At 40.0% G+C, this 12594-nt stretch carries 12 protein-coding genes and 2 pseudogenes; 5 read left to right on the plus strand and 9 right to left on the minus strand.

From position 1 onward, the window contains the following. Nucleotides 1-20: 20 nt before the first annotated feature. The 5 genes and pseudogenes from V7O67_RS05730 to V7O67_RS05750 form a co-directional block, all read left to right on the plus strand. Nucleotides 21-1454, plus strand: a complete 1434-nt coding sequence (locus V7O67_RS05730) for a TrkH family potassium uptake protein (RefSeq protein WP_406671204.1) — start codon at nucleotides 21-23, stop codon at nucleotides 1452-1454. A 187-nt stretch (nucleotides 1455-1641) separates the two neighbouring features. Next, nucleotides 1642-2439 (plus strand): annotated as a pseudogene (locus tag V7O67_RS05735) (IS5 family transposase); the annotation flags it as partial. A 177-nt stretch (nucleotides 2440-2616) separates the two neighbouring features. After that, entirely contained in the window at nucleotides 2617-2760 is a 144-nt protein-coding gene (locus V7O67_RS05740; protein WP_406669888.1) for a hypothetical protein, read from the plus strand. A 211-nt stretch (nucleotides 2761-2971) separates the two neighbouring features. Beyond that, complete coding sequence (ltrA, locus tag V7O67_RS05745) at nucleotides 2972-4504, plus strand: group II intron reverse transcriptase/maturase (protein WP_342304721.1); 1533 nt, start codon at nucleotides 2972-2974, stop codon at nucleotides 4502-4504. 99 nt (nucleotides 4505-4603) lie between these two features. Beyond that, nucleotides 4604-4747, plus strand: a pseudogene (locus tag V7O67_RS05750) (IS5/IS1182 family transposase); the annotation flags it as partial. Here V7O67_RS05750 and V7O67_RS05755 read toward each other — a convergent pair. From V7O67_RS05755 to V7O67_RS05795, 9 genes are all read right to left on the minus strand, one after another. Then, nucleotides 4701-5480 (minus strand): class I SAM-dependent methyltransferase, encoded by a 780-nt coding sequence (locus V7O67_RS05755; protein ID WP_342305815.1) that lies wholly within the window; start codon nucleotides 5478-5480, stop codon nucleotides 4701-4703. The pseudogene V7O67_RS05750 and the gene V7O67_RS05755 overlap by 47 nt on opposite strands. Nucleotides 5481-5606: 126 nt before the next feature. Next, entirely contained in the window at nucleotides 5607-6821 is a 1215-nt protein-coding gene (locus V7O67_RS05760) for an NAD(P)/FAD-dependent oxidoreductase (protein WP_342305813.1), read from the minus strand. Beyond that, nucleotides 6818-6991: a 4Fe-4S binding protein gene (locus V7O67_RS05765; protein WP_406671207.1), complete on the minus strand. Its 174-nt coding sequence runs from the start codon at nucleotides 6989-6991 to the stop codon at nucleotides 6818-6820. Before V7O67_RS05765 ends, V7O67_RS05760 begins: the two co-directional genes overlap by 4 nt. A gap of 112 nt (nucleotides 6992-7103) precedes the next feature. After that, complete coding sequence (gene cofC, locus V7O67_RS05770; protein WP_342305811.1) at nucleotides 7104-7739, minus strand: 2-phospho-L-lactate guanylyltransferase; 636 nt, start codon at nucleotides 7737-7739, stop codon at nucleotides 7104-7106. Beyond that, complete coding sequence (gene cofH, locus V7O67_RS05775) at nucleotides 7736-8815, minus strand: 5-amino-6-(D-ribitylamino)uracil--L-tyrosine 4-hydroxyphenyl transferase CofH (protein WP_342305810.1); 1080 nt, start codon at nucleotides 8813-8815, stop codon at nucleotides 7736-7738. The genes cofC and cofH (V7O67_RS05775) overlap by 4 nt, the downstream gene beginning before the upstream one ends. Nucleotides 8816-8822: 7 nt before the next feature. Next, nucleotides 8823-9941 (minus strand): 5-amino-6-(D-ribitylamino)uracil--L-tyrosine 4-hydroxyphenyl transferase CofH, encoded by a 1119-nt coding sequence (gene cofH / locus V7O67_RS05780; protein WP_406671209.1) that lies wholly within the window; start codon nucleotides 9939-9941, stop codon nucleotides 8823-8825. Between the two features lie 52 nt (nucleotides 9942-9993). Beyond that, on the minus strand, nucleotides 9994-10980 hold the full coding sequence (gene cofG, locus V7O67_RS05785) for a 7,8-didemethyl-8-hydroxy-5-deazariboflavin synthase subunit CofG (RefSeq protein ID WP_342305807.1): 987 nt from the start codon (nucleotides 10978-10980) through the stop codon (nucleotides 9994-9996). Nucleotides 10981-11038: 58 nt separating this feature from the next. Beyond that, nucleotides 11039-12319, minus strand: a complete 1281-nt coding sequence (locus V7O67_RS05790; RefSeq protein ID WP_342305805.1) for an NAD(P)/FAD-dependent oxidoreductase — start codon at nucleotides 12317-12319, stop codon at nucleotides 11039-11041. 1 nt (nucleotide 12320) lies between these two features. Beyond that, nucleotides 12321-12476, minus strand: a complete 156-nt coding sequence (locus V7O67_RS05795) for a 4Fe-4S binding protein (RefSeq protein WP_342305803.1) — start codon at nucleotides 12474-12476, stop codon at nucleotides 12321-12323. Between the last annotated feature and the right edge of the window lie 118 nt (nucleotides 12477-12594).

The raw sequence follows: 12594 nt of genomic DNA on the forward strand, positions 1-12594 counted from the left end.
CATTCATCGGGGTGGAATATTTGAATCACGGTGTTATATTAAATGTTTTGGGTGGACTTCTAAGGTTCCTCGGGGTTATTATGGTAGTTCCTTTACTTGTCGCTCTTTACTACGGTGATTCCTTATATCCATTTTTAGCAGCAGTTATTATTACTGGATTAACAGGCATCTTGCTTTCTTATAAGTATAAATCGACCGATGATTGGAAGATAAGAGAAGGATTTGCCATAGTTGCCTTTGGATGGTTTACTGCTGCTCTTTTTGGGTCTATCCCTTTCATGCTTGATGGCATAAGTCCTTTAAATGCTCTTTTTGAATCGATGTCCGGGTTCACGACAACCGGAGCGACCATTCTTCAGGATATTGAAAGTCATTCCAGAAGCATACTTTTCTGGCGTAGTATGACCCAGTGGATCGGGGGAATGGGTATTATTATGCTTTTCATTGCGATTCTTCCGAAACTGGGTGTTGCCGGAAGACAACTTTTCCGTGCCGAAACCCCGGGACCTACAGAAGATAAGATCAAGCCAAGGATAAGGGAAACTGCAAAGATACTATGGATGGTATATTTGTTCATTTCTATAATAGAGGTTACAGCTCTGGTACTTGCTAAAATGTCAATATATGATGCTGTCACACACACCTTTACCACAATGGCATGTGGTGGTTTTTCTCCTTATTCACAGGGTATTGCAGTATTCAATAACCCTTTTATCGAAGTAATAATAGTTGTTTTTATGTTCATTGCAGGAGCAAACTTCGCCCTCCACTACAGAACCCTGTACACAGATCGCTACAGTCTCGTGAATGACAATGAATTCAAATTTTACACAGTCATAATTCTGGCTGCAACCAGCCTCTTAACTTTCTCCCTGTGGAACGATATGGGTGAAAACATCTTTACTTCTTTCAGATATGCACTGTTCCAGGTAGTTTCGATTACCACGACAACCGGTTATGCTACTACTGACTTCAACATGTGGACCGATTCCGCAAGGATCGTATTGCTTGCAGTGATGTTCATTGGCGGATGCGCCGGCTCCACAGCAGGAGGAATAAAGGTTGTCAGGTTCCTGCTACTCCTGAAGTACTCACAGAATGCTCTTTTCAAATCCATTCATCCCAAAGCTGTGAAACCAATCAAATTCAACAACAAGGCAGTGCCTGAGGATGTCATGCAGGCAATTGTATCCTTTGTAGTAATCTACATAATGATATTTGCAGTATCCACAGGTCTTCTTTCATTGTTGGGGATGGATATTATTAGTTCGCTAACATCTTCCATAGTCACACTTGGGAATATAGGTCCCGGATTTGGTATGGTAGGTCCAATGGCAAGCTTTGACGTGGTACCATTTGTCGGTAAATTAGTGCTTATAGCAAACATGTGGATTGGAAGGCTTGAAGTATTTACAGTAATAGTGATGCTGACACCGGAATTCTGGAAACGGTGAAATTTAAGATATAATGCGGCTTTCTTGCAGTCCCAAGTATGTAACCTACATGTTTTTTTGTCTTTCTGCTGTTAAAAAGTATTCTTTTTCCGGCTCTGTAGAAAACCTACTTCACATTTTATTTTAGCATAATAATTTAAAAAGGATAAATCCCCTGATTATTACTTGCGATAGAAACACAAAGGGGATAAATAATGTTTTGAGTAACAAGTAATTAAAGTTTGTTGATACCACGCTAGCAGTATCAGGAAACTCACATTTAGAGATTTTCAGTTGTAAGTATTCCAAGAGGAAATATGCACAACATCAGCTATTGACATTGGTTTTGTTGAAGGAGTATCTGAAAACGGATTACAGAAGTATTGTTGAACTTGTTCAATTGATGAATCCAGTTAAATCCAGAATTGGATTAAAACAAGTTCCACATTTTACAACCTTACATAAGTTCATTAGAAGAATCAAGTCTGTCTACTTCAATGGATTATTGAAACAGACACTTGATCTGTTCTATTCACATGGAGAAAAAAAATAGAAACTACTGCTATTGATTCAAGTGGTTTTACAAGTGGTCATTGTAGCTACTATTATTCACTCAGGACAAAGAAAAAACGTAGATCTTTCCTGAAAGTAAGCATTTCTGTTGATACTACTAAGCTCATTGTCACTGGTTTTAAGATTTCAGGAAAACCTGCTCATGATGCAAAACATGCAATGACATTTGAAGCAATGTCATAAAGCTCGAAGATCAAAATACTATGTGATGGATAAAGGATACGATTCAGAGGCCATACATTCACTGACAAGAGAAGAGTTAGAAGCAATAGCTATGATTCCTTTGAGACAAAGAAAAAGGAAGAGAATCAGAGGCAAATATCGCAAAAAAATGGTATGGGAATTTGACAAAGCATTGTATCATAACAGAAATTTGGTAGAAACGATGTTTTCTGTTTTGAAAAGAAAATATAGTGAAGATATCAGGGCTAAAGTGTGACAAGAAGTTACAATATGAATTGCTTAACAGCTATTCCTTCCATTCGGGATAATCCTACTGTGGGATGCATAGAATGGTAACATCATTGTGTTAAGCTCACAGGACAATGTGGAAAGCAAGGAATTCCAATCCTTGACTATCTGCTAGGATAAGGAAACTATGAAGAGTATAATGCAAATCATCGTAAGGGTCGTTATGATTGATAAGCGAAATGGAATGATACGCTTAGACCAAAAGGTATGGAATCAGGCCATAATGGTTTTTTGCACATTATGGAGAATGGACACAGATTCCCGGCCTATAGATGGCTTCTAAGGTTTCCGTGATTATTCATATTATAGAACTTGGTAAGTCCCATGTGCTCCTGTAAAAAAAAAAAAAAGGTAGTTAATTCGTGAGAATGAACAATAGCACAGGGGATAAAGGAAACGGTAGAAAGCAAATGGCAGTCTGTAATGGAGTGCATAGAGGTTCAAAATTTGCCTTGTCCCGAAAGGGAGCAGACTTACCGTAGGTGTTCTATTACATGAAAGGAGGCAAACTTATGAATGCAAGATACTCGACTACACCATCAGGTGAGAGGCTTGCAGACAATTCAATCCCATTCAAGTGGGAGGACATCGACTGGAAAACAGTCGAAGGGAACGTTAATGAGCTGCAAGCCCGAATTGTAAAAGCGGTTAGACAAAAGAAGTGGCATTTAGTTAAACGACTACAATACCTGCTTACCAATTCTTTTCATGCCAAATTATTGGCAGTAAAGAAAGTAACACAGAACAAAGGTAAAAGAACAGCTGGAATCGATGGAGAAAAATGGACAACATCCAAATCTAAGATGAAAGCCGTTCTAGAACTGTCTGGTAAGAGCTACAAAGCTAAACCATTGAGAAGAATCTATATTGAGAAACAAGGAAAGAAGAAAAAACGACCATTAAGCATTCCTACAATGTACGATAGAGCAATGCAGGCATTATATGCTTTTGCTTTAAGCCCAATAGCAGAAACCACAGCAGACAGAACATCATTTGGATTCCGTAAATATCGAAGTTCAAAAGATGCAGAAGCTCAATTGTTCGCATGTCTGAGTAAAAGAAACTCTGCTCAATGGATTTTGGAAGGCGACATAAAAGGATGCTTTGATCATATAAATCACGAATGGCTCTTGAACAATATTCCTATGGACCGGTCAATACTAAAGCAATTCCTTAAAGCTGGTTTTGTGTATAATAGACATCTGAATCCCACCAAAGCAGGTACTGCTCAAGGTGGAATAATATCTCCAGTACTGGCAAACATCACATTGGACGGTATGAAAAATGCAATAGCATGCAAATATCATACAAACAGGAAGGGAACTATTAACAAAAAAAGTTATAATTCCCATAAAGTCAATTTTGTGAGATACGCAGATGACTTTATCGTCACTGCTGATTCAGAGGAAGTGGCTAAAGATATTGCTGAGGTTATCAGACTATTCTTGAAAGATAGGGGTTTAGAACTATCTCGTGAGAAAACTCTTGTTTCACACATAGACGATGGATTTGACTTCTTGGGATGGAATTTCCGGAAATATAATGGTAAACTTCTAACCAAGCCCTCGAACAAATCTATTGAGAATATCACAAAAAGCATTAGCAACGTGATTAAGAAAGGTAAAGCTCGGTCTCAGAGTTCTCTCATTAAGGAACTCAACCCTATTATCACTGGATGGAGCGAATATCACCGTTCAGTTGTCTCTAAAAATACGTTCAGTAAGCTTGATTCCAGATTATGGGATATGCTATGGACGTGGGCTAAAAGGCGGCATCCAGATAAATCACACCACTGGATAGTAGATAGATATTGGCATAGGGTAGGGTCAAGGAAATGGGTATTCTCCACAGAAGGGCTTAAACTCAAATCTTTTGCACATACAAAGATTGTAAGACATCCACGCATAAAAATGGATAAGAACCCATATGTAGACAAAGAATACTTTAAATGGAGAATAAGCTATCTGAGAAAACAGAAACTAGTGGCGTCGAAGCAAAATATCATGGAAAGTCTAACAACTGCCTGATACTTAAAGGGTTATAGAATGCTTGAGCCGTATGAAGAGAAATTTTCACGTACGGTTCTTAGAAGAGGGAGGGCGAGTAATCGCTCTTTCTTATTCGACAAGTATTGGAATCAAGTGAAAGAAGTCAAATTCAAGATATTAGTCCATAACCTTGACAGGTATGTCAAGGTTATTTTTATTATTCAAATGAGGATTTCTACAGAGCCCTTTTTCCTTTATCGAGTTTTGAAAAACTTCTTCTGATTTTTTTGCTCGATATCGCAAATATTAGCATCTTCAACATTATACCTGCGGTGTTCAAAAAGCCTCCCATGGCCTTAAAAGTAACAAACATATCCTTAAAACCCTGAAATGGCTTATGCTGATGTATTCTTATATCTGTAAATTCTGTTTTTTCAAAGTAATGTTGCCATGCTCCCGGCGTTTCCATTGAAAAAGGCAATCCAGTTACTTCTGTAAAAATAGTCTCCGCTTTATCTATCTTCGCTTTAAGGTAGGGTTCTATATTATCGTCCCTGTACAATTCATTAATGCCTGCATATCCTCCTGCTTTAAGCACACGCCTAAATTCGGTGAAAGCTCTCTTCTTGTCAAGGAATTGAGAAACAAATTCGGTTATCACGATGTCAAAGGAATTTCCCATGAAAGGAAGATTATAAGCATCACCTGTAATGAAATCCGTCAGGTTTTCAATATTTTCCTCAACGGCTCTCTGTCGTGCATGTTCTACTGGGAGGCTGGCGATGTCTACTCCAAGCACAAAACATCCCATTGTCTTTGCCAGATGACAGGCGCTAAATCCGCTCCCGCATCCTACCATCAATACTATGCTACTTTTATTGATGTGGCATAATCCTGCAAGTTCTTCAGTTGAAAGGGGTCCACCAATATTGAAATAAGGAACTCCTATATAGCTCATGAAATCGTAGTATTCCATTTCTTCGATTTCAGAAATTGTAAGTTTTCTTTTATCCATGCTGTTGTTCCATCGAAGATGACTATGGTAATCTCGGTGACAGCGGTTAAAAAAGCTTGTGTAACAAATCAGAAGTCAATGCAAAAAACAGAAAAATAAGAATAAAGTGATAAATTAATCACTTTATTATTGTTCAAAGTCCAGTTCGTACTTCACGACATTCTTGAAAAGTCCTCTTAGGTCCCATAAAAGCTTCTTGTTTGCCCTGAAGAGTGCATACAAAAGGTCCAACAGGCTCATACTGGAAAAATTGACCCCTTCCAGTGAATGCGCCAGAGAATTCATTTCCTTGTCCGTAAATTTGGTAAATGTATTCTTGACTATCAGACTGTTATCGATTTCGTAACCAATTGTTGTACGCCACTTTTTCTCATATTCCTGAAGCGCATTGGTTGAAACGTCACCTTTGGATATTGCCTTATATGCAACTTCTCCTGCAATCTTTCCAGCTTCCATTGCATTGATAATTCCTCCGCCTGTTATTGGGTCTGATTGCCTGGCTGCGTCTCCGATAAGCATAAGCCCATTGGCTATTGTCTTTTCAATAGAGCCACAAACAGGTACTCCTCCAACATCCATTTCCAGGATTCTGGCATTAGGATATGTCTTTTTTACAAATTCATTCAGGTAGTGAACGGCCTTTTTTTCTCCGGATTTGCTGCCCAGAATGCCGATTCCAACATTTGCAAGATCATTTCCTTTTGGGAATATCCACACGTAACCAGCTGGAGCTATCTCATTTCCAATATGGAAATAGCAATAGTTCTGGTCGATACCTGTGCCGCTCATAAGGTACTGAGCACAGGTCTCAAGATCAGCCGGTTTGATAGATGTGTCAATGCCAGCCCATCTGCCTACTTTTGATTCGACTCCGTCTGCACCGATGACAATTTTAGTTTTGATATCGTATGTTTCCCCAAGGTGCATGACCTTTACACCTTTTACAAAACCGTTCTCCATGATAAGGTCAGTTGCCCTTGTTTTGACCATTACCTCTGCCCCGGCTTTTGCACTTTCATATGCCAGTGCCCTGTCAAAGAGCTTGCGTTCAAGGACATATCCGACTTCTCCACCGGCAATCTCTTCTGCCATTTCGATCATAGTTCCGTCGGGTGCATATATGCGTGATCCTTTCACGTCTGCACAGATCCAGCGGTGGTCAGGTTCTATATGCTTCCTTAGCCATATCTTGCTGACTCCTTCTGCACATCTTACAGGGTCGCCTATTTCCTGTCTTTTTTCTATCAGAAGGACATCAAGACCTTTCTGAGCAACAGTTTTTGCTGCTATAGAACCGGCAGGACCAGCACCTATCACCACTACATCGTACTCACTCTTCACTTTTTCACCTCAATAGCTCCAACCGGGCATATCTTAGCACAAATACCACAAGATGTACATGTCTCATTGACTTCTATCCAGGTTTCGACCAATTCAAGCGCGCCAACCGGGCATACGCTTACACATGCACCACAATACCCGCATTTGAATTTGTTTACGTTGATGGTCACCATTATCACCTATAATTTGTATAATTCATCCCTATATTTTTTGGGAAATATATCTTTCTGATTAAAATAACATGATTAAGGAAGCCATTATAGTATAAGCACTATAAGTGGTTTATGCATCACAAGGGGCAGTTATTCTGGCTCTTGCTTTGCCTGTTTTCATATCAAATCTTTCTATTATATATTCTCGGGAATTTCCATGTCCATGAAGCATTATCTCTACAAGGTCATGGGGTTCGTCGATATCTGTACTTAATAGGAAAGAATCATAAATATGCACCGAACAGTTCCGTTCTTTTGCTATATTGCAGTGGTTAAGGAAACTGGATCCATAATATTTAACATAGAAATTCGAAGGGTCTTTTATGAATACGACGTTTGTACCTCCGCCTTTCCCAGGAACGATTACTACGTCCTCTGGTCTTGCCAATATTTCCTTTATGTGTTTAGCTCTTATAAGGGGAAGATCTGCCATTATTATGAATATAGGTTTTTTTTCATAACCTAGATAGTCATTGATAGCTTCGTTAAGGTCATGTTCACTAAGTACTACGTTTGTCTCCAGATCCTTCGGTACTCCATTGTCAAGTGTCGTGAGTATGTCTATCTCCTCAATTTCAGCTTCTTTAAGGGTACCAACTACATCTCTTAACATCAGCTCTACGAATTCCTCCCGTTCCTCTTGGGTAAGCGCAGGTGAAAGCCTTGATTTGGCATTTTTCTTTTTATAGGGGATCAATGCTTTCATAATACTGCCTCGTAAAGTGCATTTCTTTGTTTTGGCGTTCTACCTGTTTGGCGAATCAACCACTCTATTTCGGCCGCCGGGGTATATTCTCCGTTAGTTCCTCCGGAAGCAACTGTGATCTTATCTTCCATAAGAGTACCACCAAGGTCATTAGCTCCACAGGACAATGCAACCTGTGCTAACTTCTTTCCAAGTTTCACCCACGGTGCCTGAATATTATCAATATGCTTGTACAATATTATTCTTGAAATGGCCTGCAATTGGAGGTCAGCAATACCCGTGGTCATGAACTTACCTTCTTGCATCATTTCTTCTCCTATCCTGTTGTTGTATGGCATAAAGGCCATGGGGATGAATTCGGTGAATCCGCCGGTAAGTTTCTGCATATTCTGGATAGTGAAGATGTGGTCTATTCTTTCCTCAGCAGTTTCCACGTGTCCGTACATCATGGTTGCGTTTGTCCGAAGGCCTGCATTATGTGAAGCTTTAATTGTGTCTATCCACTGTTGTTTTGTAATTTTGGTTGGGCAAATTATCTTCCTTACGCGGTCTGCAAGTATCTCAGCAGACGTTCCCGTCAATGTACCTACTCCACATTCTTTCAAAATACTGAAAGCTTCACCAACTGGTATTTTCTCCATTCTTGCAGCATGGAATACTTCCATCGGTGAAAGGGCATGTATGTTCATTGAAGGATAATTGGAACTAATAGCATCAAAGATCTCAGTATAATAATCCATGTTGAGTTGTGGGATATATCCTCCCTGGACACAAACCTCTATAGCTCCTGCACTATGTGCCCTTTCAACTTCTTCGAGCACTTTATCAGTTGAAAGGATGTATCCTTCTTTTTCCTTAAATGCACAAAAACCACAATTTCCTGCACACATATTTGTGAGGTATATATTGCGGTTAGTGATGTATGTGACATCGTTTCCCACTGTTTTGTAGCGCAAGTCATCTGCAAGGGAAAAAAGTTCAAAAGGGCTTGAATCTAGCAATGTCATCGCATCTTCTTTGCGAATATCACCGTTGTATGCCCTTTCGATAATATCGTCTGTAATGGTAGAATACATTGTTTCCTCAGGCGACCTTGAGTTTCATCTGTTCATGGTTGCTGGCATTGATGATTGGTTTATATGAGGTATTTCTTTGAAGTGCCTGCCTTCCTGATGAAACGATGAACCATTCCAATTCCTGTGCGGACATGAATTGACCATTTGTTGAACCGGCTGAACTTGATATTTTTTCTTCCATCAGGGTTCCTCCAAGGTCATTAACACCACAGAATAAGGCTACCTGGGCAAGTTTCTTTCCGAGCTTGACCCAGCTTGCCTGGATGTTCCCTATGTGTGTATTAAGTATTATGCGTGCAAGGGCATATAATCTCAGATCTTCCATGCCAGGGGTCGCATACCTTCCGGCCTTTATCATTTCATCACCCACTTTGTTATTGTAGGGCATAAAGGTCAATGGCACGAATTCATGGAAGCCACCTGTCTTTTTCTGTATATCTCTTATTATCATCATGTGGTCAATACGCTCTTCGATCGTTTCGATGTGACCATACATAATGGTTGCAGTTGTGTTTATTCCTGCTTTGTGGGCTTTGGTGATTACATCTATCCATTCGTCAGTCTTGAGTTTCCCTGGGCAGATTATATCTCTGACTCTGTCAGACAGAATCTCCGCCGCAGTTCCCGGCATGGTATCCAGTCCTGCATCTTTAAGGTGCATGAGGGCTTCTTCAACAGTTATGTCACTCTGTTTTGCAGCATGATACACTTCCATAGGTGAGAATGCATGTGTATGGATGTGTGGGTATTCTGTTTTAACCGCCCTTATTATATCTGTGTAAAAATTGATGTCGACATTTGGAAGCAATCCTCCCTGGATACAAACCTCTGTTGCTCCAAGGTTTTCTGCTTCTCTTACTTTTTCAAGTATTTGTGGGATCTCCAATACATATCCTGTATTGTCTTTGAATGCGCAGAAACCACAGGTTCCAATACATCGGTTTGTAAAGTTTATATTGCGGTTGACTACGTAGGTAACAGTATCACCTACTGTTTCCTGCCGTAACCTGTCAGCAAATTCAAAAAGTTTGAACGGAGGGATCGTCAAAAGAAAAAGTGCATCTTCTTTTGTGATCTTGCCTTTATAGGCACGTTCAATAATATCACTCGGAATAATAGGGTTCATATTTTCTCCGATACTTATCTCTTGTATTTAAATTGTGTGCCCCGGTCGGAACTCATATTTTCCGATAGCCATCTTCATCTGAAAGATCATTTATAAGTTCTTTCAGGATATCGCTATACCACCCTTTTTTAATGTATTGTGGATAAATAGGCAACCTTTCCTTAAGTGTGACTTCCTGCACCATTTTTCTTAGCTCTGACACACTTGGCCACTCAGCTTCCGGATTTATCCAGTCAATAGTTGTCGGGGAAATTCCTCCAAGGTCATTGGCACCACATTGTATCAAAAGATAAGGATCAATAAGATTTGGTGCTACCTGAATGGCCACGTCACTTGGGAGTATTTCCCTTGCTATCAATATGGTCTGCATCATTTCCTCTTCTGTAGGTGCGGGGAAATCTGCCATGGTGGTATCCGGTTTTGGCGTGAAGTTCTGTATGATCACTTCCTGTATATGACCATATTCTTCGTGTAAGTCTGCGATAGACAGCAGGGAATTGATCCTGTCATCAAGGGTTTCACCAATGCCCACGAGGAGACCAGTTGTAAAAGGAATGCGTAACTCTCCTGCATAGCGTATTGTCTTGATCCTTTGGGCCGGCACTTTTCCAGGTGATCCTTCATGTGCGGCAACTTCTGCGGTTGTTTCAAGCATAAGTCCCATACTGGAATTAAAGGCTTTTAGTTTTTCCAGTTCCGTATAGTTCAATACGCCCGCATTAGTATGTGGTAAAAGGCCTTTATCGATTGCCAGTTTGCAAAGTTCGCAAATATAATCGACAGTACTGGAATAACCCTGGTCATCTAACCATTTTTTGTATTCCGGTACTTCCTCGGCATATTCTCCAAAAGTAAAAAGCACTTCTGTACATCCTGCTTTCTTTCCCTGTTCAAGGATTGGCAGAATTTCTTCGATGTGCATCAGTTGTGCTTGTGGATCATCAGGGTCACGCCTGAATGTACAGTATGCGCACTTATTTCTGCAGATATTTGTGACAGGTACGAAAACATTTCGGCAAAATGTGACAAATTCATCCATTGTAAATTCCTTGATACAACAATTACATAAGTTTAATCAATTTCATTTTTTATAATAACTATTTTATTATTAATTGCATACAGTTCTTAACTCCAAGCGCAATACCTTCCACTTCTATACCACCTTTACCTTTCGCTCCATCTCCTACTACATAAAGGTTTGTTATTGGTGTTTTGTTGTTAAGGTCTGCACCCGAGGGTGACCTGTTAACAGGCCATTCATTTGAATATGATTGTATCAGAAGTACTTCATATTCCTTTCCTGCAAAAATATCTCTTAGATCCTCAAGTCCCAATTCTATTTCTTTATCGAGATTATCCATGTCACTCCAGTGAACACATTGGTGTGCCATAGTAAGGTGTTTTCCTTCCGGTGCCATTTTTGGGTCTATGTTTGTGACCTCATTTATTCCGTTAACTCTCTTAGCGTAGGGTGTGAGTAATACTCCTCCATGCCCTATAAGTGGTTTGTCTGAAGAGAGGCATATCTTGACTCCTGCAGAAGGCTTGAGTGTATCTGCTTTGTGGGCATATTCTTCCATGCCGGAAATCTCTGTATTTCCACCTATCGTGCAGGATGTAGCCACATGGCCGATATCACTTATTACAATATCTGCCGGATACTCTTTCTCATTGAGAATAACGCCTTTGATAGTTTCATCTTCGATTTTAAAGCCTGTAACTTCTGAGGATGTGTGTATTGTTCCTCCGTTTGATCTAATCACGCCTGCAAGAGCATCTGTGATCGCCTTGCATCCTCCCATTGGGACGCCCGGTCCTCCAAAATGGTAGAGGTTCTCAATAATTGCAAAAGCTTCTTCGACGGGTATATCTGCAGCTTTCAGACTGAGTGCCCATCCAAAGAAAGAATCTGAAATACGATACGTCCAGTCCTGGTCAATATGCTCTTTGCACCATTGCTCAAAGGATTTTCCCCGAGGGGGGGTTTTACGGGTGCTAATTGCGTAATACATCAGTTTGATGCGGTTTAGTAGGGTAAATGGAACCTTAAAGTTCTCGAAAAGAAGGTCTTTATGGCCGTACTTATAATCAGTGTCTCCTTTTTTTCTAGGAATCCTTATTACTGAGACCGGTTTTCCACGAACGATTTCCACATTTGCTCCAATCTCTTCAAGAAGTTGTGCAAGAGGTCCGGTGGGTCCATGTGGGAGCATATGTAATGCGCCGGTGCTTAGCTGGAAACCTTTGTATGGTATATTGGTGAACCTTCCGCCTATTATCGGAAGACGTTCAAAGACCTCTACTTCATATCCTGAATTTGAAAGTTTAGCTGCGCTCAAAAGCCCTCCAAGTCCAGAACCGATAATTATTGCCTTCATTCTATGCCTCAATTGCTTTAACCGGGCAGTATGCGATACATGCTCTGCATTCTGCACAGGCAGTTGTCATAGTTGCCTTTCCTCTCACTTCAATAGCATTAAATTTACAAAAGGCAATGCATTGGCCACATCCTACACAGTTTTCGTTCACTTTCATAGTATATTCACCGGATTTTATTGTATAACGTTTTCAACAATAAAAAGCCTTATTGTTCTTTATTTGATTTTGTTTTTTGTTGTATTGGTTTTTCAGATGATATTATTTGCATAAAAGT

Source organism: Methanolobus sp. ZRKC4 (genome assembly GCF_045291305.1).
GTDB lineage: Archaea > Halobacteriota > Methanosarcinia > Methanosarcinales > Methanosarcinaceae > Methanolobus.